This window comes from Ensifer sp. 4252 (genome assembly GCF_050434565.1).
Classification (GTDB): Bacteria; Pseudomonadota; Alphaproteobacteria; order Rhizobiales; family Rhizobiaceae; genus Ensifer.
On sequence record NZ_JBNDIU010000021.1, the window covers coordinates 26024 to 48824 of the forward strand.

18 protein-coding genes and 1 pseudogene are annotated in these 22801 nt (G+C 62.1%); 14 read left to right on the forward strand and 5 right to left on the reverse strand.

What is annotated here, in order from left to right:
• Nucleotides 1-368 precede the first annotated feature (368 nt).
• Nucleotides 369-2297, forward strand: a complete 1929-nt coding sequence (locus tag ABIE33_RS28055) for an adenylate/guanylate cyclase domain-containing protein (RefSeq protein ID WP_429131152.1) — start codon at nt 369-371, stop codon at nt 2295-2297.
• Between the two features lie 207 nt (nt 2298-2504).
• Here ABIE33_RS28055 and ABIE33_RS28060 read toward each other — a convergent pair.
• A pseudogene (locus ABIE33_RS28060) lies at nt 2505-2674 on the reverse strand (IS110 family transposase); the annotation flags it as partial.
• A gap of 464 nt (nt 2675-3138) precedes the next feature.
• Complete coding sequence (locus tag ABIE33_RS28065) at nt 3139-4032, reverse strand: GNAT family N-acetyltransferase (RefSeq protein ID WP_429131155.1); 894 nt, start codon at nt 4030-4032, stop codon at nt 3139-3141.
• 245 nt (nt 4033-4277) lie between these two features.
• On the opposite strand from ABIE33_RS28065, the gene argE reads away from it, so the two are divergent.
• The 6 genes from argE to ABIE33_RS28095 all read left to right on the forward strand — a co-directional run bounded on the left by argE (nt 4278) and on the right by ABIE33_RS28095 (nt 11070).
• Nucleotides 4278-5402 carry an acetylornithine deacetylase gene (gene argE, locus ABIE33_RS28070; protein WP_429131157.1) on the forward strand — a complete coding sequence of 375 codons (1125 nt, stop codon included), beginning with the start codon at nt 4278-4280 and terminating at the stop codon, nt 5400-5402.
• 22 nt (nt 5403-5424) lie between these two features.
• Nucleotides 5425-6348 carry a 2-hydroxyacid dehydrogenase gene (locus ABIE33_RS28075; RefSeq protein WP_429131159.1) on the forward strand — a complete coding sequence of 308 codons (924 nt, stop codon included), beginning with the start codon at nt 5425-5427 and terminating at the stop codon, nt 6346-6348.
• A gap of 26 nt (nt 6349-6374) precedes the next feature.
• Nucleotides 6375-6728, forward strand: a complete 354-nt coding sequence (locus ABIE33_RS28080; protein ID WP_057249992.1) for a cupin domain-containing protein — start codon at nt 6375-6377, stop codon at nt 6726-6728.
• A gap of 352 nt (nt 6729-7080) precedes the next feature.
• Nucleotides 7081-8544 carry an aldehyde dehydrogenase family protein gene (locus tag ABIE33_RS28085; RefSeq protein ID WP_429131161.1) on the forward strand — a complete coding sequence of 488 codons (1464 nt, stop codon included), beginning with the start codon at nt 7081-7083 and terminating at the stop codon, nt 8542-8544.
• A gap of 8 nt (nt 8545-8552) precedes the next feature.
• A complete protein-coding gene (locus tag ABIE33_RS28090; RefSeq protein ID WP_429131163.1) occupies nt 8553-9596 on the forward strand; it encodes a tartrate dehydrogenase in 1044 nt (347 codons plus the stop codon).
• Nucleotides 9597-9615: 19 nt separating this feature from the next.
• Nucleotides 9616-11070 (forward strand): NAD-dependent succinate-semialdehyde dehydrogenase, encoded by a 1455-nt coding sequence (locus ABIE33_RS28095; protein WP_429131165.1) that lies wholly within the window; start codon nt 9616-9618, stop codon nt 11068-11070.
• Between the two features lie 284 nt (nt 11071-11354).
• On the opposite strand, the gene ABIE33_RS28100 is transcribed toward ABIE33_RS28095, so the two are convergent.
• Nucleotides 11355-12629: an NAD(P)/FAD-dependent oxidoreductase gene (locus tag ABIE33_RS28100; protein ID WP_429131167.1), complete on the reverse strand. Its 1275-nt coding sequence runs from the start codon at nt 12627-12629 to the stop codon at nt 11355-11357.
• A gap of 15 nt (nt 12630-12644) precedes the next feature.
• Nucleotides 12645-13313 carry a haloacid dehalogenase type II gene (locus ABIE33_RS28105; RefSeq protein ID WP_429131169.1) on the reverse strand — a complete coding sequence of 223 codons (669 nt, stop codon included), beginning with the start codon at nt 13311-13313 and terminating at the stop codon, nt 12645-12647.
• A gap of 317 nt (nt 13314-13630) precedes the next feature.
• Here ABIE33_RS28105 and ABIE33_RS28110 point away from each other — a divergent pair, with 317 nt between their 5' ends.
• The 7 genes from ABIE33_RS28110 to ABIE33_RS28140 all read left to right on the forward strand — a co-directional run bounded on the left by ABIE33_RS28110 (nt 13631) and on the right by ABIE33_RS28140 (nt 22045).
• Complete coding sequence (locus ABIE33_RS28110; protein ID WP_429131171.1) at nt 13631-14467, forward strand: GNAT family N-acetyltransferase; 837 nt, start codon at nt 13631-13633, stop codon at nt 14465-14467.
• 13 nt (nt 14468-14480) lie between these two features.
• On the forward strand, nt 14481-15857 hold the full coding sequence (locus tag ABIE33_RS28115) for an aspartate aminotransferase family protein (protein WP_429131173.1): 1377 nt from the start codon (nt 14481-14483) through the stop codon (nt 15855-15857).
• A gap of 242 nt (nt 15858-16099) precedes the next feature.
• Nucleotides 16100-16813, forward strand: a complete 714-nt coding sequence (locus ABIE33_RS28120; RefSeq protein ID WP_429131175.1) for an HAD-IA family hydrolase — start codon at nt 16100-16102, stop codon at nt 16811-16813.
• Between the two features lie 70 nt (nt 16814-16883).
• Nucleotides 16884-18494, forward strand: a complete 1611-nt coding sequence (locus ABIE33_RS28125; RefSeq protein WP_429131177.1) for an ABC transporter substrate-binding protein — start codon at nt 16884-16886, stop codon at nt 18492-18494.
• An 85-nt stretch (nt 18495-18579) separates the two neighbouring features.
• Nucleotides 18580-19530: an ABC transporter permease gene (locus ABIE33_RS28130; RefSeq protein ID WP_429131179.1), complete on the forward strand. Its 951-nt coding sequence runs from the start codon at nt 18580-18582 to the stop codon at nt 19528-19530.
• A complete protein-coding gene (locus ABIE33_RS28135; RefSeq protein WP_429131181.1) occupies nt 19527-20390 on the forward strand; it encodes an ABC transporter permease in 864 nt (287 codons plus the stop codon). Before ABIE33_RS28130 ends, ABIE33_RS28135 begins: the two co-directional genes overlap by 4 nt.
• Nucleotides 20390-22045, forward strand: a complete 1656-nt coding sequence (locus tag ABIE33_RS28140; RefSeq protein WP_429131183.1) for an ABC transporter ATP-binding protein — start codon at nt 20390-20392, stop codon at nt 22043-22045. The genes ABIE33_RS28135 and ABIE33_RS28140 overlap by 1 nt, the downstream gene beginning before the upstream one ends.
• Nucleotides 22046-22180: 135 nt before the next feature.
• Here ABIE33_RS28140 and ABIE33_RS28145 read toward each other — a convergent pair whose 3' ends face one another.
• Nucleotides 22181-22657 carry an Lrp/AsnC family transcriptional regulator gene (locus ABIE33_RS28145; protein WP_429131185.1) on the reverse strand — a complete coding sequence of 159 codons (477 nt, stop codon included), beginning with the start codon at nt 22655-22657 and terminating at the stop codon, nt 22181-22183.
• Nucleotides 22658-22801: the final 144 nt, after the last annotated feature.

Sequence of the window (22801 nt, forward strand, 5' to 3'; positions counted from 1 at the left end):
AGCCTCGCCTCGGAGGATCAGCATCGCGACGGCCGGGATCCGGGGAGCCTAGGCCCGGCAAGCCGCTCCGCGTGACCGAGAAATCGCAACGAAGGTAACCCTCGGCAGCTCGCCTCACCTGCCCGCCCTGACGAGTGATCTCGCGATATCGATGACGTCTTTGTTAGTCGAATTCAAACCAAGTTCCGTGTTGACCCTCCTCATATAAGCAAAGACCACGAGCGGGCCTTAACAAGCTAATATAATTCACAATTAGAGATCTATGGACGCATGAACCGTCCGGATCGTGGGATGACTTCAGAGGGGTAATGCTGGCCACGATACTTCCACGGGTATAGACTCATCCACCTATATTTGAGGGGCGCGAGATGGAGGTTCCCCCGCTCGAACGGAAGCTGCTGGCGATCCTGGCAGCAGATATTGTTGGCTATTCGAGTGCAATGGAGGCCGATGAGGCCGGCACCATTGCTCGACTAAGAACCCTGCGCGCCGATTTGATCGATCCCGCCATCGCCGGGCATCACGGTCGCACCGTCAAGCTGATGGGCGACGGCACGCTTGTAGTCTTCGACAGTGTCGTTGACGCGGTCGCCTGCGCCGCGGAAACCCAGAAAACCTTGACCTCGCGAAATGCCGGATTAACCGAATCTGAGCGCTTGGTGCTCCGCATCGGGATCAACCTCGGCGATGTGGCGCTGCTGGAGGGCGATGTGTATGGCGACGGCGTCAATGTGGCCGCGCGGCTTGAACAGTTGTGTGAGCCTGGCGGCGTGATGATATCGGGCACAGCCTTCGACCATCTTCAAGGCAAGGTCGATTGCACCTTCGATTTTGTCGGCGAGCAACATGTGAAAAATATCCTCCGGCCAGTTCGCGTCTATCGCATGAGACTTGATGGAAGGAAAGCGCGCTACGTTCGCGTCAAGATGCTCCCCCGTCGGGCGATGTTGGGTGCATTGACCGCAATCGTTGTCCTGATGCTCGCGGCAACGGCTTGGCAATTTTGGCCGACTGTTGTCGTCAGCGCCAAGCCGTCGATCGCGGTCCTACCTTTCGACGACTATGGCGGCGATGCCGGGACTGCACGGCTCGCCGATGGCTTGACCGAAGACGTCATCACCGATCTTTCCCGCATGCGCGAGTTCGACGTCATCGCGCGCAATTCAACGGAACTCTACCAAGGCAAATCCGCGGACATCCGGCAGATCGGACGCGATCTCAACGTCCGGTACGTGCTCGAAGGCTCGATCCAGCGCCAAGGCGAACGCCTCCGCGCCACAGCACAGCTCATCGATTCGACGACTGGAGCTCACGTTTGGTCAGACAATTGGGACCGCCCTGTGCAAGACTTTTTCGCAGTTCAAACCGAAATCGCCAATGAAATCACCAGCCAACTCGAAATGACCACGGGTCCAATCAAGAATGTCGATCTCGGCGTAGCGAGGCGAAAGCAGCCACAGAGCCTGACAGCGTACGAACTCACACTTCTGGGAATCGAAAAGCAGCTTAGCCCCACGAGCGACAGTCTCGCGGAGTCAACTGAAATTCTCAAGAAGGCAGTCGCAGCCGATCCAGGCTACGCGCGGGCTTGGGCCGGTCTCGCTGAGGCGTACAGTATGGCCGCGAATTATGGTGCCCACTGGGATGAATCGAACCGGGCAGCCATGGAAGCGGCCGAACGCGCCGTGGCGCTGGACCCGAACGATGATGCCACGCATGCCGCGCTCGGTGAGATACTTGCCCGTAACGGGGAGTTCGGCCGAGCCAAGACTGAACTCGACATCGCGCTGCGGCTCAATCCCGGCTCTTTTTCGGTTCTCACCTACTATCTTAGCTGGGCGAGCGCCTTCGGTGAGCCTGCGCTCGGGGCGGAACTGGCTGATCGCGCGGTTCGGCTCAACCCCAACTACAAACCATGGGCAAGCGGCGGACTGCGCTATGCATATTTCATGGCCGGCCGCTACGAGGACGCGCTGAAGGTGATGGAGCGCCAAACCCCCGACAACTACAGCAAATATGCGTGGGTCGAACGCGCGGGCAGCCTTGCCGTTCTCGGCCGAAAGGCTGAGGCGGAGGCCACGGTCAAGGAAGCACTCCGGCGTCACCCGGACCTCGCCATCGAGACTATCGCCAATGATAAGGCCTTCAGTGCTGCCGAGACTCAGAGGCATATCGAGACCATGCGGCTCGCGGGATTCCCGCCCTGCGCCACGCCCGAGGTGCTGGCGCAACTCGACAAGCCTTTGCGGCTGGATGAATGCAGCGCGGACCAGCATAAATCGTCGGAGAGACCGTAGATGAGCTCGGTGACGGCGTACCGATACTCTGCCGCCCGTTTGGGATAACTCTTGTTAGATTCCAATCTGGTGGTTTTTGCTACCCAATTTCGCATTGCCCGCTGCCTATGCGTTCGGGCCGCGACCGGAAAAACTGATAGCTAAATTGCCGACAGTTTCAGTCGATACATTATGCGATCTTCTGTAACGGGCTTTGCGTCAATCCCTTAAGGGGCCGGCCTCCAGATCAATTCGCTCCATCGCCACGCCGTGCTCGCCGAACCAGGCGATCAGCGCATCGGGTTCGCTGAGGATCTTTACTTCCCGCACAATGCGGCCATCCGCATCCAACACGCACACACTTCCAGTGACACGTCGATGCCGGCATACTGCTTCATGGTCGTCTCTCCGTGCTGCTAGGGAGCAGGCCACTCCTGACTCCGCGACACCATCATTGTGAGGAACGACCACCGGCCCTTCAAACCGGGCGGGCCGGCTTCCGCCCGTTACACCATCTTTTCAGCCCAAAACGTGAACATCCTTGCAACAAGCCGTTGTACAGGGCTCTAGAAGAGCGGCTCCCTTCGACCCTACGCCGCCAATCACCGAATTGCCTCAAAAGCGGACCTTCGCGCGCCGCCCTACTACTGCAAGACAGGCTGGCAGTAATCGCCAAATTCCGCCCCCACCGCCCGTGAACATTACGGCTCGATACCGTTATTCGCGCCGTCTGGAAAACCTGTGCCGCGTCTCGAGCGCGCGCCGGCACTCGAGCGAAATAACGGGGACATTCAAGCCGAGGACCAAAGTTTTTGCGAGGCTTGAACGCGTGTGATCTTGCCATTGCAGAAGCCGTAAAGGCTCAGCCAAGCGCGTGGCTTGCCAGCCCGTAGAGGTTCGGTCCTGGTACTACGACCGCGCCGCCTTTGCCCCGCCGGGACATTGCGAGCACTGTGTCGAAGACGGTCAGGCCGGATTGCGAGAGGAATGTGGCGAAAGTGCCGGTCTCGACTGGTGTGTCGAGGCGCAGAAATTGATTTTCGTGGGCGGAGACATGTTGCCGTATCACTGCGACGGCGTCAGCATCAGTTTCTGCCACGACCGGGCCAATGACATGCCCCCTGCCAAAAGGACGGCAAAGCGCGAAAGCGCACAGCCGGCCGCCACGAACCAAGCCGTAGCCTATGGATTGTGCGAAGAGCTTGCCAATCAGCGCCGCCCTCGAAACGCCGAATGCTCCTACATCCAGCTCGACGACAGCGGCAAGGTCCTTCCCTTCCAGTCGCCGGACCTCCGGTTGCTCCATTTGCCTAATCAAGTCGGTCGGCCGGCGGGCCATGCCCTGGCATTGGTATATGGTCCGTATAGGCTCAAAACCAAGCGAATGGTAAAGGCGGCGGGAGGCCCTCGTCGCATTGAGCCTCAGATCGCGTCCCCGGCAATCCGAAAGCACGTGGTCCATGAGCCATCGCCCGGCGCCGTTTGTCTGCAGCCGCGGCGAAGTAATCACCATGCCTATGGTCGCGAAATCATCACCGTGCGGAAACCACATGGCTGAACCTGTCAGCCTGCCGATTTCATCAAGCGCCACATAGCCGCGGCCGACCTCGCGCAGGAGCCGCAAGTCCTCGGAGCGAAGCGGCCACCCGACGGAAACCGACAGGGCGTGCAGTTGCTCGAGATCGGCGCTCTCGATCCCGGCTATGCGCATTTCGAAACTGTCAATGACTTTGGATTCGGATGTCGGTGCGTCCACTCCTTGCCTCCCGTCCCTGCCGGCGTCTTGTCTCGTCCCGCCTTCCAACCGGCCCGCGGCCAAAAACCTTTACCCGTTAGACTAGGACATTGCGATCGATACAATTCACTTGAGAGGCCGCCTGACGCAACACAATCCTCCAAATCCGACACGCTTTCGGCATGTAAAGCCTCGATAGGCTTCTAAAGTACTGGGCATGATCGACGGCGCTGACCCCAGCGAACCGGGATGCTGTGAGGACAAGAATGCAGGCAGTGGAAATCCTCGAAAAGCTCATCGGCTTCCCCTCCGTCGTCAGCACCCCCAATACTGACATCGTTGCCTGGATCCGCGGCTATCTGCAAAACCACGGCATCGCCGTCACCCTGCTTCCCGGCCCGGAGCGCGATCGGTCTAACCTGTTCGCCACGATCGGTCCGAAAGAGGTGCCGGGCTATATCCTGTCGGGTCACATGGACGTCGTTCCGGCGGCCGAAAGCGGTTGGACGGGCGATCCCTTCCGTCTGCGTCAAGAGGCGGGCCGACTTTATGGGCGGGGCGCCACCGACATGAAGGGTTTCTTGGCCGCCGCCCTCGCCGTCGCGCCAAAGCTCGCCAAGATGCACCTGCGCCGACCGCTGCACCTCGCCTTCTCCTATGACGAGGAGGCGGGCTGCCGCGGCGTGCCACATATGATCGCGCGCCTGCCGGAACTCTGCGCGATGCCGCTCGGCGCGATCATCGGCGAGCCGAGCAGCTTGCACGCGATCCGCGCCCACAAAGGCAAGGCCGCCGCCAGACTTACGGTCAAGGGGCGTTCCGGCCATTCGTCGAGGCCCGACATGGGACTGAATGCCATCCATGCCATTGCGGGCGTCTTCGCACGGGCGGTCGCCGAAGCCGACCGACTGGCCCGTGGTCCTTTCGAGCATGTTTTCGACCCGCCCTACTCCTCTCTGCAGATCGGCACGGTGAAGGGCGGCCAGGCGGTCAACATCATCCCGGACACCTGCGAGGCCGAGTTCGAGGCACGGGCGATTTCAGGCGTCGATCCGGCGGAACTGCTCGCGCCGATGCGAGAGGCGGCCGAGGCGCTGTCGGAACGCGGCTTCGAAGTGGAATGGCAGGAACTGAGCTCCTATCCGGCACTTTCGCTCGGCCCCGATGCGCCGCTTGCGCGGCTGCTGGAAGAATTGACCGGTCTCGAGTCTCTCCCGGCCGTCAGCTACGGCACCGAGGCGGGACTTTTCCAACGGGCTGGCATCAACGCGATCATCTGCGGCCCCGGCGAGATCGGCCGCGCCCACAAGCCCGACGAATTCATCCTGGTCGATGAGCTCCTGGCCTGCCAGGCGATGATCTTGCGGCTCGGCGAATGTTGCCGCGCCTGAGGCATCAAGAAGGAGACGCGCGATGACCTTCCTCTTCAATTCCGACGCAAAACGCGGTGCGATTTTCGCCGAAGCTTTTTCGCGTGAGCTTCCGGACGTTCCTTTCGCCACGGATCCGGCGGCGGTCGATCCGGATGCGGTGCGCTACCTGATCACCTGGACGGTTCCCGAAGATCTCTCGCGCTATCGCAACCTTGAAATTCTCTTCTCGATCGGCGCCGGCATCGACCAGTTCCGCATCGGGGCCGTGCCGCCGCATGTGAAGGTCGTGCGCATGGTCGAGGACGGCATCGTGCGGATGATGCAGGAATATGTGACACTTGCCGTGCTCGCGCTCCATCGCAACCTGCCGGCCTATCTGGACCAACAGCGCAGCGAACATTGGCGGACCATTTCACCGGTTCAGGCTTCGGAACGCCGTATCGGCGTGCTCGGCCTCGGCATGCTAGGCACCGCGGTGCTCGAACGATTGAAGCCCTTCGGCTTTCCGCTATCCGGCTGGAGCCGCAGCGCGCACGAGCACGAGGGTGTCAGGTGCCTGCACGGTGCTGACGGTCTCAACAGTCTGGTGGGCTATACCGACATCCTCATTTGTCTCCTGCCTTTAACCGACGTGACGCGCGGCTTTCTCAATGCCGCCCTCTTCGCCAAGCTCCCGGCCGGCGCGGCACTTGTTCATGTCGGCCGCGGGCCGCAGCTCGATCATGCAGCATTGATCGGGGCGCTCGATAGCGGCCATCTCTCCGGTGCTGTCATCGACGTCACCGATCCCGAACCGTTGCCAACGGGTCATCCCTTCTGGAGCCACCCGAAAATCCTGCTGACGCCGCACATAGCAAGCGTCACCCAACCGGAAACAGCCGCCGAGGCCGTGATCGAGAACATCAAGCGTCATCGGGCCGGACTTGATCCCATGGGGCTCATCGATCGCGGCCGCGGCTATTAAGCTCTCAATCCTAGGAAAGGAAACCCATGTCCCTCTTGAAGAACATCGACACCAATCCCTCTTTCCCGCCGCGCGAGTCCGGTCCGCTTCCGGAACGCCTGATCTCCGGCAGTCCCTCCTTCAAGACCTGGGCTCAAGACGTCGCGCGGGGGGAGATGATCCATACAGGCGTCTGGGAGGCAACCCCCGGAGAGACGCGCTCGATTAAGGGCGAGACATTCGAGTTCTGCCATATCCTCTCCGGTGTCGTCGAACTCACGCCGGAAGGCGGCAGGCCGGTCGTCTACAAAGCCGGTGACAGCTTCGTCATGAAGCCGGGGTTTGTCGGTGTCTGGAAGACGATCGAGACCGTACGTAAGATCTACGTAACGGTCATGTAGTGCCCGCCGCGCGATCCGATCGAGGCCTGTGATACAAGGCCTATCTCCCTCGGATCGCGCTCAAACTGGTTTCGGCGGAAACTTGCCGGTAACCGGCATCCTCGCCCACCACGGCACGCTCGCGGCTTTCTGGCGTGTCGTCCGCTGCTCCAGCCTGGCAATCGCTTTCTCGTGCCCCTGTCGGATTGCTCCGGCGCATCGCCGATACGTCACCGACCGGCCATCTCAGCCTCCGAAGATTTCGCTGTCTCGTCACTGAAAACGTAATTTTCCGCCGTCGCCGCATCGCCACTCGATGCATGCTGCTCGCGTTCTTCCGGTAGCCTCGCATGAGCTTATCCGAGGACCCGCTATGACTCTCAGCTTTGACCCCGACACTCTTCCCCTGCCCGTCGGGCACTTCATCGGCGACCGGCTGATCCCTGCCGAGGGCGTTATCGACATGCATCGTCCGTCCGACGGCAGGGCCTATGCGGGCTGCCCGCTCGCGGGCGAGGCACTCGTCGACCGCGCCGTCGAAACCGCCAAGAATGCGCTGAAGACGAGCAACTGGGGCGGCGTGCGTCCGCGCGAGCGCACAGTCGTGCTGCAACGCTGGGCCGACCTGATCGAAAGGGAGGCGAAAACCCTCGCCAAGCTCGAGGCGCTTTCCTCGACCCGCCCGGTCGGACACCTGATCGCCGGCGATATCGCCGTCAGCGCCGAGCAGATCCGCTTCTTCGCCGAATTCGCCGATAAGGAAGGCAGCGATCTCGTGCCGACCGACGACGGCAGTCTCGGCATGGTCATGACCGAGCCCTATGGCGTCGTCGGCGCCATCACTCCGTGGAATTTCCCCGTTTCGATGGCCGCCTGGAAGCTCGGCCCCGCGCTTGCAGCCGGCAATGCCGTAGTCCTGAAACCATCGGAAATGACGCCGTTTTCGACCGTCTACCTCGCCGAACTCGCGATCCGCTCCGGCCTGCCGGCCGGTCTCGTTAATATCGTGCTGGGCGACGGTCCGGTGACCGGCACTGCCCTCACCGGCCATCCGGACATCGCCAAGGTCAGCTTCACCGGCTCGACCGGCGCCGGCTCGGCCATCATGGCCAATATCGCCCGCACCGGGGTCAAGCCCATGACGCTTGAACTCGGCGGGAAGAGCCCGCAACTTGTCTTCGCCGATGCCGATCTCGACAAGGCGGCCGCGGTAATCGCCCAGAGCATGATGTCTAACGCTGGCCAAGCCTGCATCGCCGGCTCCCGCCTGATCGTCGAGGAAAGCGTTGCTGCGCCGCTCGCCGAGGCGATCGTCACGCGCATGAAGGCGGCGAAGCCGGGTCCGACCTGGGATGAGGCGAGCGAGTACTCGCCGATCATCTCGAAGCGCCAGTTGAACCGCATCCACGGCATCGTCGAGGCTGCCGTTGCGGCGGGCGGCGAATGCCTGTTCGGGGGCGCCCCAATGGATGGGCCGGGCTATTTCTATCAGCCGACGTTGATGGCCGTGCGCGACAGCTCCTCGCCAGCGATTACCGAAGAAATCTTCGGTCCGGTCCTGACCATGCAGACCTTCGCCGACGAAGAGGAGGCACTGGCTCTCGCCGATCACCCGACCTACGGCCTGGCGGCTGGCCTCTTCACCCGCGACTTGTCGCGCGCGCTGCGGCTGACGCGACTGCTGCAGGCCGGTACGATTTGGGTCAACCGCTATAGCCGCTCGCGCGACCACATCCTGCCGACCGGCGGCTACAAGCGCTCTGGCGTCGGCAAGGACCTCGGACGCGAGGCGTACCAAGCCAACCGCAAGAGCAAGAGCGTTCTCATCAGCCTCTAGGAGCCTCCATGAAATCCTATTCGATCGCACTCATCCCCGGCGACGGCATTGGCCAAGCCGTAACGGATGCGGCCTGGCAGGTTCTTTCGACCGTCGCCAGGCATTCCGGCTTCTCGCTCACCGGCACGCCCTTTCCATGGTCCTGCGCCTTTTACAGGGAAACGGGCGCGATGATGCCGACGGACAGCATAGAAATCTTGCGCCGCTTCGATGCAATCCTGCTCGGCGCCGTCGGCTGGCCCGCGGAAGTGCCCGATTCCGTCTCACTCCACGGCTTGCTCCTGCCGATCCGCAAGGCTTTCGTGCAATATGCCAATATCCGCCCGCACCGGCTGCTGCCGGGTGTCCAAGGTCCGTTGAAGGCGGAAAATTTCGACATCCTCTGCATCCGCGAGAATACCGAAGGCGAATATTCCGGCGCCGGCGGCCGCGTGCATCAGGGAACGGGCGATGAGGTCGCGGTGGAGACCTCGATCTTCACGCGCACGGGCATCGAACGGATCCTGCGCTTCGGCTTTGAGCAGGCCCGCCAACGCCGCGGCAAACTCGCTTCGGTGACAAAATCCAACGCCCAGAGATACTCCATGGTGTTCTGGGACGAGATTACGCGAGAGCTCGCTGCCGACTACGCGGATGTCGAGGTGACGAGCTACCACATCGACGCGATGGCCGCGCGCATGGTGATGGCGCCCGAGAGCCTCGATGTCGTGGTCGCCTCGAACCTCTTCGGCGACATCCTGACTGATCTCGGTGCCGCCATTCAGGGCGGGCTCGGCTTTGCGGCTTCCGCCAACATCAACCCCGATCGAAGCGCCCCGTCGATGTTCGAGCCGGTACACGGCTCCGCACCCGACATCGCCCATCTCGGGATCGCCAACCCCGTCGCCGCCATATGGTCCGGCGCGATGATGCTGGAGCACCTCGGAGAAAGCGAAGCCGCGCGCATTGTCATGACCGCGCTCGAAAGAACGACCGCCCGCGGGATCGGCACCGTGGCGGGCAAAGACAAAACCGAAACGATTAAGGCGGCGGTACTTGCCGCGCTCAACTGATTTTTAGAGGAGAGAAATCATGAAGTTGAACGATAGGGAACTTTTCCGGCAAGAGGGCCTCATCGACGGAGCCTGGCTGGCAGCAGCCTCGGGTAAGACCGTCGACGTTTTCGACCCCGCTAGCCGGACGCGTCTCGGCACCATTCCGGACATGGACAAAGAGGAAACGCGCGCCGCCATCGAAGCCGCCGCTGCCGCCTTCGGACCGTGGAAGAAGAAGACGCATGCCGAACGGGCCGCGCTGCTTGAGCGCTGGTATGCGCTGATGATCGAAAACCTTGAGGATTTGGCGCTGCTCTTGACGATGGAACAGGGCAAGCCGCTCGACGAGGCGCGCGTCGAGATCCGTTACGGCGCTTCGTTCGTCAAATGGTTTGCCGAGGAGGCTCGTCGCATCGGCGGCCACACCATTCCCTCTCCGACGGCCGATCGGCGCATCGTCGTTCTGAAAGAGGCGGTCGGCGTCTGCGCAATCGTGACGCCGTGGAACTTCCCGAACGCAATGATTACCCGCAAAGTGGCACCTGCCTTGGCGGCCGGCTGCACGGTGGTGATCAAGCCCTCGGAGTTCACGCCCTTTTCAGCGCTCGCCCTCGGAATTCTGGCAGAGCGCGCCGGCATTCCCGCAGGCGTGATCAACATCGTCACCGGCATGCCGACCGCAATCGGCAACGAGTTCATGGCGAACGAAACAGTGCGCAAGATCTCCTTTACGGGCTCGACGCGCGTCGGCTCTCTCTTGATGAGAGGCGCAGCCGACAGCGTCAAGCGCCTCTCGCTCGAACTGGGCGGGAATGCCCCCTTCATCGTCTTCGACGACGCCGACCTTGATCTGGCGGTCGAAGGCGCGATCGCGTCCAAGTTCCGCAATGGCGGCCAGACCTGCGTCTGTGCAAACCGCATCCTGGTGCAGGCCGGCGTCTATGACGCCTTTGCAGAGAAGCTCGGCGCACGCGTTAACGCAATGAAGGTCGGCCCCGGTACGGAACCCGGCATCGCGATCGGACCGATGATCAATGACGCGGCGATCGACAAGATCGACCGCCATGTCGAGGACGCGCTTGCCAAGGGCGCGAAGCTTGCGGCGCGCGGCAGGTCGGTGCCGGAGGGGAGACAATATAAGGCCCCGATCGTGCTCACGGGTGCCACCACCGAGATGCTGCTTGCCAGCGAAGAGACCTTCGGTCCCGTCGCACCGCTCTTCCGCTTCGAGACGGAGGAGGAGGCAATCGCCATCGCCAACGGCACGCCCTTCGGCTTGGCTGCCTATTTCTACACTGAGAGCCTGAAACGCTCGTGGCGTGTGGCGGAAGCGCTCGAATTCGGCATGGTCGGCCTCAACACCGGCGCCATCTCCACCGAAGTCGCCCCCTTCGGCGGCGTCAAGCAATCCGGCCTTGGCCGCGAGGGCGCCCAGGTCGGTATCGAGGAATATCTCGAGATGAAGAGCTTCCACATCGGCGGACTGGATTAATGCATGGCGCGTCGCGTGATTCGATTGAACGCGACGCGCCGTAGGTCACGACGATCTTGGGTCGAATCGAACCGAAGCCTAAAACATGATCGGTGCTGGGAGTAGAGCGGGATGCGCGCGAAAAGCCGCTGTATTTCTTCATCCCGCTCTCAAGCGCGCGCCAGGCGCTTCAGCTCTTTCGCAAGACCGCTGCACACTTGACGCGGCACGCCAGACTAGGTCATCCAAACAAATAAGGGCGCGGACCCGTCCGGTCCGCGCCCTTATTCCTACCCCCGCGTTGTCTACTGGATCCTGTCCAGCATCTTGTAATACATGCCGACGAGCGGCAGGAACCAGGGTTTGCCGAAGTGCCCGGGCACGGCCGGCCATTCGAGACCCTTCAGCGGGTTGCGGTCCGGCCGGTCGAGGATCGCATCCGCCAGGATCATGCCGAGATGCGTCGAAAGCTGCGCTCCATGGCCGGAATAGCCCATGGCGTACCAAACGCCATCCTGATAACCGGCGCGGGGGAATCGATCCTTGGTCATGTCGACAAGACCGCCCCAGCAATAGTCGATCTCGACATTGCCAAGCTGCGGGAAGATCTCGGCAAGGCTCGCCTTGAGGATCGCGCCGCTCTTGCCGTCCGAATTCTGATCGGAGGTTGCCGAGAAACGTGCGCGGCCGCCGAAAATCAGCCGGTTGTCGGGCGAGAGCCTGAAATAATTGCCGATGTTCATCGACGTGACGCAGGTGCGGTTGCCCGGCATTGTCGCCTTCACCTCAGCCTCGGTCAGCGGCCGGGTGGCGATGATGAAGCTGCCGACGGCGATGATGCGGCGGCGGAAATAACCGAAGATCGAAGGCGTGTAGGCTCCGGTGGCGACAAGAACCGCATCCGCGGTGACGCTGCCGCGGGGGGTCTTCAATGTGTGCCGGCCGCCCCCCCGCCGATGCTCGGTGACCGCCGCGCTCTCGAAAACCATGGCGCCATGGCGCGTAGCCGCTTCGGCGAGGCCGACGACATACCGCCCCATATGCAACATCGCGCTCTTCTTCGAGAGCATTGCTCCGAAGAAGGGTGAGCCGACCTCCTGCTTCAGATCCTCGGCGCTGAGAAGCGCCGTATCGGGATCGACCTCCGCGTTGACCGCCTCGAAGTTGCGGGCGATCGCCTCGAAATGCTGGGGCTTTGAGGCAAGCTTCACTTTGCCGGCGCGGCGGAAGTTGCAGTCGATACCTTCTTCGGAGATCAGTGCCTCGATCGTGTCGACTGAATCGTCGAACGCCTTGTAGAGCGCAATCGCCCGCTCCCTGCCGAGTTCCGCCTTGGCCGCGAGATAGCTATGGGCGAGCCCGTTATTCAAGTGTCCGCCATTGCGCCCGGAGGCGCCCCAACCGACCTTCTCCGCCTCCAGCACGACGACCTTCGCCCCCGCCCTGGCAAGCTGCCGGGCCGCACTGAGGCCGGTGAAGCCGCCGCCAATCACGGCGACGTCGTAATGGCCATCGACCGGGCCTTGCGCAGCTCCGGCAAAGGCCGGGGCCGTATCATGCCAGTAGGACAGGAACTTCATGGTGCACCGCCTTTTCTAAAGACCGACGACGCCCGGCAGCCCGGAGATATCGGCGATCTCGACATAGCCGTAGTAGGGATTGCCCGGCTCATGACCGCGATTGACCCAGACTTTGTTCTTGATGCCGAGGTCGTGCGCCGACATCAGGTCGTAGCGGAAGGAGGACGAGCAGTGGAGGATGTCCTCGGGGCCGCAGCCCAGCATGTCGAGCATGTATTCGAAGCCCTTGAAGCGCGGTTTGTAGGACTGCGCCTGTTCGGCGGTGTAGACCGCATGGAAGGGTGCGCCAAGCTTTTCGACATTCGACATGATCTGCGAATTCATTGCATTCGACAGGATCACCAGTGGGATCTCCTTGGCGACCTTGGCAAGCCCCGCCGGCACGTCCGCATGCGGCCCCCACGTCGGCACGCGCTCGTAGACCACCTTCGCGGCTTCATCGCGGAACTTAATACCGTTGCGCTTGCAGGTCCGTTCCAGCGAATTGTGCACCACCTCGGCATAGGGCTTCCAGGCGCCCAGGATCTCGTCCAGGCGGTAGGCCGCGAAATTCTTGATGAATTCAGCCATGCGCGCCTCGTTGAGCTGCTCCTGATAGAGGTCGCGGGCCGCTTCCGCCATCTGGAAGTTCGTCAGCGTGCCGTAGCAGTCGAAGGTGATGTATTTCGGACGGAACGTCGTCATGTGCGTATCCTTGAAAGAACGGGACCAAGTATTCTGTGAGGATCATAGGCGTTGCGCCTCCCATCGCCTCGCCTGATTTGGCGGCGTTCGAAGCAGAATCTATCGTATCGAGCACCGGCTTTGGCAGAAGGTTGTGTGGCCTGCTGGTGGTCAACGGCGTCTTCCGCCCCGGCGCCCTCCCAGCGCTCTTCCCTGCCAGCATAAGATGCGGCGACCGGTATGTGCAAAGCTATAAGATACCGCGCGAGCCAAAGTCTTCAGACGATCTGCTGGCCGGCACTCCTTCAGACTTGCGGGCAGAAAATGAAGGAAATGCCATGCAGACAAGTCAGATCGATATTGCCGCCTTCGGGCCTGAGCATCTGGAAGCCGCCGTCAAGCTCTCCCGGCAGGCCGGCTGGCCACATCGCCTTGAAGATTGGCAGATGGCACTGACCCTGAGCGAAGGCGTCGTCGCGATTGAGGGCGACCGGGTCGTCGGCACTGTACTCGTCACCCCTTACAAGTCGGACTGTGCGGCGATCAACATGGTCATCGTCGACGAGGCGATGCGCGGCCGCGGCCTCGGTCGCAAGCTGATGGACGCCGCGTTGCGGCTAGCGGCCGATCGTCCGCTCAGACTCGTGGCAACGACTGAGGGCCTGCCGCTATACGAAAAGCTCGGCTTCCGCGAGACGGGTCGCGTGTTGCAGCATCAGGGCATCGTCGGAGCAATCGCCGAACCTGGGCAAACGGAACAGGCGGCCGCGGCCGACATCGAAGCGATCGTCGCGCTCGACCGCCTCGCCTTCGGCGCCGACCGGGAAGGGATGATTGCCTATCTCGGCAAGGTCGGCAACTTTGCGGTGATCCGCCGGGACGGGCGCGTTTGCGGGTTCTGCGCCATCCGCCCCTTCGGCCGCGGCGAGGCCATCGGCCCTGTCGTCGCCGAAGGTCTCGAAGACGCCAAGGCGCTCGTGGCCCACTTCATTTCCACGCGAACCGGCCGGTTCATCAGGCTCGATACCACTGCCGAGACCGGCCTTACTCTCTGGCTTGCCGAGCAGGGACTCGCCCATGTCGGCGGGGGTATCGCCATGATGAAGCCCCCGATCCACCGCGCCGCCGATCCGGCCGCTACCACCTTCGCCCTCGCCAATCAGGCGCTCGGCTGATCCGGAGATCGTCATGTACAGCAATTCCCTCATCGAACTCGATCGCGCCCACCTCATTCATCCGGTCGCCTCCTATCGCGGCCATGAAAAACTCGGCGTGCGCGTGCTCGCCTCGGCGAAAGGCGCGACGGTCACCGACGCTTCGGGCAAGCAACTGATCGACGGCTTTGCCGGCCTTTGGTGCGTCAATGCCGGCTATGGCCACGAGTCAATCGTCGAAGCGGCCGCCCGCCAGATGCGCGAGCTTCCCTATGCGACGGCCTATTTCGGGCTCGGCTGCGAGCCCGCGATCCGCCTCGCCTCGGAACTCGCCGAGCGCGCGCCGGGCGATCTCAACCACGTCTATTTCACGCTCGGCGGCTCCGACGCCGTCGACAGCACGATCCGCTTCATCCGCTATTATTGGATTGCCCGCGGCCAGCCGCAACGCGATCAGTTCATTTCAGTGGAGCAAGGCTATCACGGATCATCGACGGTCGGCGCCGGCCTGACCGCGCTGCCGGCCTTCCATGCCGGCTTCGGCATTCCCTACGACTGGCAGCACAAAATTCCGTCTCACTATGCCTACCGCAATCCGGTGGGATCGAGCCCGCAGGCGATCATCGAGGCCTCGCTGGCCGCTCTCCGCCGCAAGGTCAGGGAAATCGGCCCCGAGCGTGTCGCCGCCTTCTATGCAGAGCCGATTCAGGGTTCGGGCGGCGTGCTGGTGCCACCCAAGGGCTGGATGAAGGCGATGCGCGAACTCTGCCGCGAGCTCGGCATACTCTTCGTTGCGGACGAGGTGATCACCGGCTTCGGTCGCACCGGACCGCTCTTTGCCTCTACCGAGGACGAGATCGTGCCGGACTTCATCACCACGGCCAAAGGTCTCACGTCCGGCTATGTGCCGATGGGGGCCGTGCTCATGGCCGACCACGTCTATCAGACGATTGCCGACGGCGCCGGCGCTTCCGCCGTCGGCCACGGTTACACCTATTCAGCGCATCCGGTCAGCGCCGCTGTCGGCCTCGAGGTGCTGAGGCTCTACGAGAACGGCCTCTTGGAAAACGGCGTCACGGCCGGTGCACGGCTGATGGAAGGTCTCGAAAGCCTGAGGGACCATCCCCTTGTCGGCGATGTGCGCGGCCGCGGCATGCTAGCCGCCGTCGAGCTCGTCGTCGACAAGTCGAGGAAGACCCCTTTGCCGGCGGCCGCAGAGCCGGCGCGCCGCATCTTCGATCGTGCCTGGGAAAACGGTCTCGTCATCCGCGCCTTCGCCAATGGCGTGCTGGGCTATGCGCCGCCGCTGTGCTGCACCGCGGCGGAGATCGACGCGATTGTCGAGCGCACCCGCCAAACATTGGACGAGACCTTGGAAGACCCGGATGTTCGCCAGGCTTTAAGAGCCTGATGGACGACTGACGCGATATATCGCGGAACCGCCATATTCGAAATTTTGTGCCGCGCCACGGCGCCCTTTCGGAGACTCCGGCGCCGCACAACTGCCAAACTCAAATCAAGGAAGCGGCCGGATCCCAGCATATGCGGCCTTTCCACCAAGAGCGGGGAAAACATCCCGCCGACGGGAACAGAATATTCTTCTTCATGAAGTCGGCGTTCGGACCTAGGACGCGAAAAAACTGGGGAATCGATGTGCACAAGAGCCTTCCCGAATTCAAATACATGACCTTCGACGTCGTCGGCACGCTGATCGACTTCGAGGGCGGCCTCAAGGATTGCCTCGCCGGCATCGCCTCCGAGGCCAGTGTCGCCATCGATGGCGAGGAGGCGCTCAGCTTCTACCGCGCGGCGCGCTACTCCAAGGACGCCGACCTCTTCCCGGACGATCTGGTGCGCGTCTATCTCGAAATCGCGCCGAAGCTCGGCCTTCCGACTGAGCGGAAATATGGCGAGCGTCTCAGGGATTCCGCCGGGAACTGGAGGGCCTTCGGAGACAGCACCGAAGCGCTGGCGCGCCTTGCGAAGAATTACCGGCTTGTCGCTATGACCAATGCGCGCCGCTGGGCCTTCGATTTCTTCGCCAAGGAACTGGGCGATCCCTTCTACGCCGCCTTCACCGCTGACGATACCGGTACCGAAAAACCTGACCCCGCCTTCTTTCAGAAGGTTTTCGACTTCGTCGGCTCGGAAGGCAATTCGAAGGACGACGTCCTGCATGTCGCCCAGAGCCAGTACCACGACATCGGCATTTCGCGGAAGCTTGGGCTGACCAACTGCTGGATCGAGCGGCGCCACGCGCAGAAAGGTTACGGCGTCACCATAGAGCCGGCCGAGGACACCGAACCCGACTACCACTTCACCTCCATGGCCGGCCTTGCCGATGCCGTGGCCGTCGCACGTAGCTGACCAGTTCACCGGATTGGGTCTAAGCCCACGGAAGACGGGCGGCCCGCCAACAGACGAAAAGGGGAATGACATGAACGACAAGATCACCAATTGGACCAGATCCGACGACACCATGGTCGAAAACGCCATCCGCCGCGGAGCAACACGCCGTGAACTGCTACAGATGATGGTCGCCGGTGGCGTTGCCCTCTCCGCCGGTAGTCTCATGCTCGGCCGCGCCTCCAACGCGGTTGCTGCAACGCCGGTCTCCGGCGGCGCGCTCAAGGCGGCCGGCTGGTCGTCCTCGACCGCCGACACGCTCGACCCGGCCAAGGCATCGCTCTCCACCGACTATGTGCGCTCTTGCTCCTTCTACAACCGTCTCACCTTCCTCGATAAGGGCGGGACCCCGCAGATGGAGCTCGCCGAGGCGATCGAGACCAAGGATGCCAAGACCTGGACGGTCAAACTGAGGAACGGCGTCACCTTCCACGACGGCAAGCCGTTGACCGCCGACGACGTGGTCTTCTCGTTGAAACGCCATCTCGATCCATCCGTCGGTTCGAAGGTCGCGAAGATCGCCGCGCAGATGACAGGCTTCAAGGCCGTTGACAAGCAGACGGTCGAGATCACGCTCACAAATCCGAACGCCGATCTGCCTACCATTCTCTCGATGCACCACTTCATGATTGTCGCCGATGGCACGACCGATTTTTCCAAGGGCAACGGCACCGGCGCATTCGCGAGAGAAGTTTTCGAGCCCGGCGTGCGCTCGGTCGGCATCAAGAACAAGAACTATTGGAAGTCCGGCCCGAACGTCGATTCCTTCGAGTACTTCGCGATTAGCGACGATAGCTCGCGCGTCAATGCACTGCTCTCGGGCGACATCCATCTCGCCGCTACAATCAATCCGCGCTCGATGCGCCTGGTCGAGGCCCAAGGCGACGCCTTCGCGCTCTCGAAAACCACCTCGGGCAACTACACCAATCTCAACATACGCATGGACTTGGAGCCCGGCAGCAAACGGGACTTCGTCGAGGGAATGAAGTATCTCGTCAACCGCGAGCAGATCGTCAAGTCGGCGCTCCGCGGCCTCGGAGAAGTCGGCAACGATCAGCCGGTTTCGCCGGCAAATTTCTACCATAATGGTGACCTGAAGCCGCGGGCGTTCGATCCGGAAAAGGCGAAATTCCATTTCGAGAAGGCCGGCGTTTTCGGTCAGTCGATCCCGGTGATCGCATCCGAGGCGGCAAACTCGTCGATCGATATGGCAATGATCATCCAGGCTTCCGCTGCCGAGATCGGACTGAAGCTCGACGTTCAGCGCGTACCGGCCGACGGATATTGGGACAATTATTGGCTCAAGGCGCCGGTCCATTTCGGCAACATCAACCCGCGTCCGACACCGGACATCCTGTTCTCGCTGCTCTATACTTCGGAAGCGCCGTGGAACGAAAGCCAGTACAAGTCGGAGAAATTCGACAAGATGCTGATCGAGGCGCGCGGCTCACTCGACCAGGAGAAGCGCAAAGCGATCTACAACGAGATGCAGGTGATGGTCGCAAACGAAGCCGGCACCATCGTTCCGGCCTATATCTCCAATGTCGACGCGATCACCGCCAAGCTAAAGGGCTTGGAATCCAACCCGCTTGGTGGCCAGATGGGTTATGCCTTCGCGGAGTATGTCTGGCTCGAAGCCTGATGAAGCGAACGGTCGGGGTTGCAGCCGCACCGCTGCAGCCCTGATTCTTTTGGTTTGAAATCTCGAATACCGAAAGGGAACGCGCGTGAACAACCGTGTCCTATCGCTCGTGTTGAGCAGATTGCTCATCGCCTTGATCACGCTGGTGATCGTCTCCTTGGCTGTGTTCTTCGCGACGACGCTCTTGCCGGGAGACACTGCGACGATCCTGCTTGGCCAGGCCGCCACACCGGAGGCAGTCGAAGGTCTGCGCAAGGCCATGCATCTCGACGACCCGGCGATCTTCCGTTTCCTGCGCTGGATCGCTGGTTTGCTGCAGGGCGACCTCGGTACCTCCTATGCCAATGAGATGCCGGTCGCGGATCTAATTGGCGGGCGCTTCATCAACACGCTGCAGCTCGCGGGCGTCACCGCGCTCTTTTCGGTGCCGATCGCGCTGACGCTCGGCATCACCGCGGCGATGCTACGCGGCTCGCTGTACGACCGCGCGGTGACCGTGCTGACGATCGGCGTCATCTCAGTGCCGGAATTCATGATAGCGACCTCCGCGGTCTTGATCTTCGCCGTCTACCTGAAATGGCTGCCGGCGCTCTCCTTCGCGAACGAAGTCACGTCGCTGACAGAGCTCCTGCGCATCTATGCCATGCCGGTGATCACCCTTACCTTCGTCATCTCGGCGCAAATGATCCGCATGACCCGGGCAGCGGTGATCGAGACGCTCAACACGCCCTATGTGGAGATGGCGTTGCTCAAGGGCGCCTCGCGGCCGCGCATCGTGTTTCGGCATGCGCTGCCGAACGCTCTGGGCCCGATTGTCAACGCGGTCGCGCTTTCGCTCTCATACCTGCTCGGCGGCGTCATCATTGTCGAGACGATCTTCAACTATCCAGGTATTGCCAAGCTGATGGTCGACGCCGTCGCCACTCGCGACCTGCCGCTGATCCAGAGTTGCGCGATGATCTTCTGCCTCGGCTACCTGCTCCTGATCACGGCCGCCGATATCATAGCCATCCTTTCCAATCCGAGGCTCCGATGACAATGACCAGTTCTGAGACTAAGTCTGACCGGATTTCCGGAACCCGGCTCGGCTATCGCTTCAACATCATCGGCATGGTCGGTCTCTCGGTCATCCTTTTCTGGGTGTTGATCGCGATCTTCGCGCCGCTGATCATCCCCTACCCTGTCGGCGAGATTGTCGACCTCGATTACTTCGGCCCGATGAGCCGCGACTTCTGGCTCGGCTCCGATTATCTCGGCCGCGACATGCTCTCGCGAATCCTGATGGGCGCCCGCTACACGGTCGGCATCTCGCTTGCGGCAGTTACGATCGCCTGCTTCAGCGGCGTGATGCTCGGCATGATCGCAGCGGTCGCCGGCGGCTGGCTCGACACGGTGCTGAGCCGCTTCCTCGACGCCCTCAACTCGATCCCGAGCAAGCTGTTCGGCCTTGTGGTCGTCGCTGCCGTCGGCTCCTCCATTCCCGTGCTGATCCTGACGCTGTCGGTGATCTATATCCCCGGCGCGTACCGTTTCGCCCGCGCGCTTGCCGTCAACATCAACGCGATGGATTTCATCACCGTCGCCCGCATCCGAGGCGAAAGCACCCTCTATCTGATCCGCTCGGAAATCCTGCCGAACATCGTCGGACCGGTACTTGCCGACCTCGGCATCCGCTTCGTCTTCATCGTTCTCCTTCTCTCCGGCCTCTCCTTCCTCGGCCTTGGCGTCCAGCCGCCCTATGCCGACTGGGGGGCTCTCGTGCGCGAGAACATCGGCGGCCTGCCCTTTGGCGCACCGGCGGTGATGGCTCCCTCCTTTGCGATCGCCAGCCTCACCATCAGCGTCAACCTGCTGATCGACAACCTGCCAAAGAAGATCCGCGATCGGAGCGAATGATGGTCAATCTCGTAGAAATCCGCGGCCTGAAGGTCGAAGCCACCACCGATTCCGGCCGGCGCGTCGAGATCATCAACGGCGTCAGCTTCGACATTGCCGAGGGCGAGATCGTGGCGTTGATCGGCGAAAGCGGCTCCGGCAAGACGACGATCGCGCTCACGCTGATGGGCCATGCCCGCCCCGGCTGTCGCATCTCCGGCGGCAGCGTCTCCGTCGCCGGAAAGGACATGGTGACGCTGAGCGAAAAGCAGCGCGCCAGGGTGCGCGGCACCGAGGTCACCTATGTTCCGCAATCAGCCGCCGCCGCATTCAACCCGGCCGCCACGATCATGGACCAGGTAATCGAGGTCACCCGAATTCATGGGCTCATGTCGGCCGACGAGGCGCGCCTCCGCGCCGTCGAGCTTTTCAGGGCGTTGTCGCTGCCTGAGCCGGAAACGATCGGCAGCCGCTATCCGCACCAGGTTTCCGGCGGCCAGTTGCAGCGTCTTTCGGCCGCCATGGCGCTGATCGGCGACCCGAAGCTCGTCATCTTCGACGAGCCGACGACGGCGCTCGACGTGACGACGCAGATCGAGGTGCTGCGCGCCTTCAAGTCGGTCATGAAGAAAGGCGGAATCGCCGGCGTTTACGTCTCGCACGACCTCGCCGTGGTCGCCCAGATCGCCGACCGTATCGTCGTCTTGAAGGGCGGAGAGACCAAGGAGATCGGCACCACCAAAGAGATCCTCGACGGCGCGAAGCACCCCTACACGCGGGAGCTGCTCGCCGCCTTCGAGCCGAAATCCCGTGGCGCTGCGGGCGCGGCAGAGAATGGTCCGGCCCCGTTGCTCGAAATCGAAAATCTTGTCGCAGGCTACGGCCAGGTCCAGGCCGACGGCCTGCCCCTCGTGCGCGCCGTCGAGCATGTCAGTCTCAAGGTGGAGAAGGGGCGCAACCTCGGTATCATCGGCGAGTCCGGTTGCGGCAAGTCGACACTCGCGCGCACCATCGCCGGCATATTGCCGGCCGCTGTCGGCAAGATCGTCTTCGACGGCAAGGAACTCGGTCGCAGCGCCCGCGCGCGCTCGCGCGATGAACTGCGCGAAATGCAGATCGTCTTCCAATATGCCGATACGGCGCTTAATCCGGCGAAATCCGTCGAGGACATCTTAGCCCGGCCGCTTACCTTCTATCACGGCATGAATGCCAAGGCGCGCAGCGCACGCATCGACGAGCTGCTCGACATGGTGCGCCTGCCGCGCAACCTGCGTCATCGCCGCCCGGGGGAGCTCTCGGGCGGCCAGAAGCAGCGCGTCAACTTCGCCCGCGCACTTGCCGCCGAGCCGAAGCTGATCCTGTGCGACGAGATCACCTCTGCACTGGACACGGTTGTCGCGGCCGCCGTCATCGATCTCCTCAAGGAATTGCAGCGCGAGCTCGGTCTTTCCTACATCTTCATCAGCCATGACCTCTCCGTGGTGGAGGCGATCTGCGACGAGATTGTCGTGATGTATGGCGGCAGAAAGGTAGAGGAAATCACGCCGGCGAAGGTCAAGACACCGCAACACCCCTATTCGCAACTGCTCTTCTCGTCGGTGCCGAGGCTCGATCCCACGTGGCTCGATGGGCTCGAACAGGATCCGGAGCTCGTGCGAGCCTATTGCCGGCGCTGAGGCGCCGGCTCATCCCAACCTGCTGTCATCGCCTGAGCCCGAAGGCGGACAGAAGGAGACGGGGACGACATCATGCTTTGTCGGGTGAGGCTCCGGAGGAGCGGGCCAAATCGCAAGTAAACCGCTCCGAAGATCCTACATCCGAAACAGGCTGGTCAGTGGCATGTGCACCTTGACGATCGGCGACTTCAAGACGACGAAACTGAAATACTTGTCGATGCCGACGTCCATGTCGGTGAGGCGCTCCATGATCGTCTGGTATTCGCCGATCCCGGCCGTGATGAATTTCAGAAGATAGTCGTAGCCGCCGGACACCAGATGGCATTCCATCACCTGGTCGACCTTGTCTATCGCCGCCAGGAACCGGGCAAAGTCGATCTGCCGGTGGTTCTTCAGCGTGATCTCGGTGAATACCGTCAGGGTCTGCCCGAGCTTGCCGACGTTGATCTGCGCCGAATAGCCCTCAATGTAACCCTCCGACTGCAGCTTCTTGACCCGCATGAGGCAGGGGCTCGGCGACAGGTTGACCAGTTCGGCGAGTTCCACATTGGTGATGCGGCCATTCTTCTGGAGTTCGTACAGAATCTTGATGTCGATCCGGTCGAGTTTCATGGCGCGCCTTCCCCCTTGCTAAGTGGCCAACGGAACAGCAGATCGTGCTGCGACGTTCCCAGCTATGACCTTAACACACTGGAGAGACGTGTCGATTTCGTTTGGCACAACGAGCCAAAGCAGAAAGGGCGGCATTGCTCCCGC

What these genes read in the sequence shown, in the direction of transcription:
- ABIE33_RS28055 (WP_429131152.1), top strand. Translation starts at nt 369, where the DNA reads ATGGAGGTTCCCCCGCTCGAACGGAAGCTGCTGGCGATCCTGGCAGCA.
- ABIE33_RS28080 (WP_057249992.1), top strand. Translation starts at nt 6,375, where the DNA reads ATGTCCCTCTTGAAGAACATCGACACCAATCCCTCTTTCCCGCCGCGC.
- argE (WP_429131157.1), top strand. Translation starts at nt 4,278, where the DNA reads ATGCAGGCAGTGGAAATCCTCGAAAAGCTCATCGGCTTCCCCTCCGTC.
- ABIE33_RS28100 (WP_429131167.1), bottom strand. Translation starts at nt 12,629, where the DNA reads ATGAAGTTCCTGTCCTACTGGCATGATACGGCCCCGGCCTTTGCCGGA.
- ABIE33_RS28095 (WP_429131165.1), top strand. Translation starts at nt 9,616, where the DNA reads ATGAAGTTGAACGATAGGGAACTTTTCCGGCAAGAGGGCCTCATCGAC.
- ABIE33_RS28115 (WP_429131173.1), top strand. Translation starts at nt 14,481, where the DNA reads ATGTACAGCAATTCCCTCATCGAACTCGATCGCGCCCACCTCATTCAT.
- ABIE33_RS28140 (WP_429131183.1), top strand. Translation starts at nt 20,390, where the DNA reads ATGGTCAATCTCGTAGAAATCCGCGGCCTGAAGGTCGAAGCCACCACC.
- ABIE33_RS28135 (WP_429131181.1), top strand. Translation starts at nt 19,527, where the DNA reads ATGACAATGACCAGTTCTGAGACTAAGTCTGACCGGATTTCCGGAACC.
- ABIE33_RS28110 (WP_429131171.1), top strand. Translation starts at nt 13,631, where the DNA reads ATGCAGACAAGTCAGATCGATATTGCCGCCTTCGGGCCTGAGCATCTG.
- ABIE33_RS28105 (WP_429131169.1), bottom strand. Translation starts at nt 13,313, where the DNA reads ATGACGACGTTCCGTCCGAAATACATCACCTTCGACTGCTACGGCACG.
- ABIE33_RS28145 (WP_429131185.1), bottom strand. Translation starts at nt 22,657, where the DNA reads ATGAAACTCGACCGGATCGACATCAAGATTCTGTACGAACTCCAGAAG.
- ABIE33_RS28125 (WP_429131177.1), top strand. Translation starts at nt 16,884, where the DNA reads ATGAACGACAAGATCACCAATTGGACCAGATCCGACGACACCATGGTC.
- ABIE33_RS28090 (WP_429131163.1), top strand. Translation starts at nt 8,553, where the DNA reads ATGAAATCCTATTCGATCGCACTCATCCCCGGCGACGGCATTGGCCAA.
- ABIE33_RS28075 (WP_429131159.1), top strand. Translation starts at nt 5,425, where the DNA reads ATGACCTTCCTCTTCAATTCCGACGCAAAACGCGGTGCGATTTTCGCC.
- ABIE33_RS28085 (WP_429131161.1), top strand. Translation starts at nt 7,081, where the DNA reads ATGACTCTCAGCTTTGACCCCGACACTCTTCCCCTGCCCGTCGGGCAC.